The following is a 1,878-nucleotide window of genomic DNA, read 5'->3' as shown; positions in this document are numbered from 1 at the left end:
TTAAGTGAAAGCTTGCAAAACTCCGAAAGTAGTTCAACTTCATTAAGCGAAAGCTTGCAGAACTCCGAAAGCTCATCGACTTCATTGAGTGAAAGCTTGCAAAACTCAGAAAGTTCATCAGCTTCATTGAGCGAAAGCTTGCAAAACTCCGAAAGTTTATCAACTTCATTAAGCGAAAGTTTGCAAAACTCCGAAAGCTCATCGACTTCATTAAGTGAGAGCCTAAAGAATTCCGAAAGTAGCTCAGCTTCATTGAGTGAAAGTTTAAAGAACTCCGAGAGTTCATCAACTTCATTGAGTGAGAGCCTAAAGAATTCTGAAAGTAGCTCAACCTCATTGAGCGAAAGTTTAAAGAACTCAGAAAGTAGCTCAGTTTCATTAAGTGAAAGCCTAAAGAATTCTGAGAGTTCCTCAACATCATTAAGCGAGAGTCTAAAGAATTCCGAAAGCTCATCGGCTTCATTAAGTGAAAGCTTAAAGAACTCCGAGAGTTCCTCAACCTCATTGAGTGAGAGTTTGCAAAACTCAGAGAGTAGCTCAACCTCATTGAGTGAGAGTCTAAAGAATTCCGAAAGTAGCTCAGCATCATTAAGTGAAAGCCTAAAGAACTCAGAAAGTTCATCAATTTCATTGAGTGAGAGCCTCCAGAACTCCGAAAGTTCATCAACTTCATTAAGTGAAAGTCTAAAGAACTCAGAAAGTTCCTCAGCTTCATTGAGCGAAAGTCTGCAAAACTCCGAAAGTAGCTCAACCTCATTGAGTGAAAGCCTCCAGAATTCCGAAAGTTCATCGACTTCATTAAGTGAGAGTTTGCAAAACTCGGAAAGTAGCTCAGCATCATTAAGTGAAAGTCTAAAGAACTCAGAAAGTAGCTCAGCATCATTAAGTGAAAGTTTAAAGAACTCCGAGAGTTCCTCAACTTCATTGAGTGAAAGCTTAAAGAATTCCGAAAGTAGCTCAACCTCATTAAGTGAAAGCCTAAAGAACTCCGAAAGTAGCTCAACCTCATTAAGTGAAAGTTTAAAGAACTCCGAGAGTTCCTCAACTTCATTGAGTGAAAGCTTAAAGAACTCCGAGAGTTCCTCAACTTCATTGAGTGAAAGCTTAAAGAATTCCGAAAACTCCTCAGCCTCATTAAGTGAGAGTCTAAAGAATTCCGAAAGCTCCTCAGCCTCATTAAGTGAGAGTTTAAAGAACTCAGAAAGTAGCTCAGCTTCATTAAGCGAAAGTTTAAAGAACTCCGAAAGCTCATCAGCTTCATTGAGTGAGAGTTTGCAAAACTCCGAAAGCTCATCAACATCATTGAGCGAAAGTTTAAAGAACTCTGAAAGTTCATCAAGTTCATTGAGCGAGAGCCTAAAGAACTCCGAAAGTTCATCAACATCATTAAGTGAAAGCTTGAAAAATTCTGAGAGTTCATCAACCTCATTGAGTGAAAGTCTAAAGAACTCCGAAAGTAGCTCAGCTTCATTAAGTGATAGTTTGAAGAATTCCGAAAGTAGCTCAACCTCATTAAGTGAGAGCCTAAAGAATTCTGAAAGTTCCTCAACTAGCTTGAGTGAAAGTTTAAAGAACTCCGAAAGTAGCTCAGCTTCATTAAGTGAAAGCTTAAAGAACTCCGAAAGTTCCTCAACCTCATTGAGCGAAAGCTTAAAGAACCGCGAAAGATCCTCAATCTCATTGAGTGAAAGCCTAAAGAACTCAGAAAGTTCATCGACTTCATTGAGCGAAAGCCTCCAGAATTCTGAAAGTAGCTCAGCTTCATTAAGTGAGAGTTTAAAGAATTCCGAAAGCTCATCAACTTCATTAAGTGAAAGTCTACAGAACTCTGAAAGTAGTTCAGCCTCATTAAGTGAAAGCTTGCAAAACTCAGAAAGT

The 1,878-nt window shown here is 38.9% G+C and carries 1 protein-coding gene; it reads left to right on the top strand.

Annotated features, from left to right (window positions below):
* On the top strand, positions 1 to 1,878 hold a 1,878-nt coding region (locus NFR82_RS08755; RefSeq protein WP_251717891.1), incomplete at both ends, for a hypothetical protein.

The sequence above is a fragment of the Lactobacillus agrestimuris genome, assembly GCF_943193025.1.
Lineage (GTDB): Bacteria > Bacillota > Bacilli > Lactobacillales > Lactobacillaceae > Lactobacillus > Lactobacillus agrestimuris.
Note: the sequence above shows the minus strand (reverse complement) of the source record. Positions and strands in the feature narration are given on the sequence as shown.